This window comes from Vibrio sp. 10N.222.49.C9 (assembly GCF_041474985.1).
GTDB classification, from domain to species: domain Bacteria; phylum Pseudomonadota; class Gammaproteobacteria; order Enterobacterales; family Vibrionaceae; genus Vibrio; species Vibrio crassostreae_C.
Window position 1 is genome coordinate 1 of the sequence record NZ_JBFRVD010000164.1, and the last position, 225, is coordinate 225.

The 225-nt window shown below is 37.3% G+C and carries 1 rRNA gene; it reads left to right on the forward strand.

The annotated features are described in order from the left end of the window. Positions 1 to 150 precede the first annotated feature (150 nt). Positions 151 to 225 (forward strand): 16S ribosomal RNA (locus tag AB4585_RS22540); the annotation flags it as partial.

The following is a 225-nucleotide window of genomic DNA, read 5'->3' on the forward strand; positions in this document are numbered from 1 at the left end:
TCGGCACAGTCAATTCATTACCATTCTGTTCCTATTTATTTAAGAAGAGATGGGTAATAGCTTTAGAATTACATGTTTACTTCGGTAAATATTAGTTTTGAAGTCAGTATTCGTTGAGTCACACCTGTTAATTTAGGTAATCAAAACTTTAAATTGAAGAGTTTGATCATGGCTCAGATTGAACGCTGGCGGCAGGCCTAACACATGCAAGTCGAGCGGAAACGA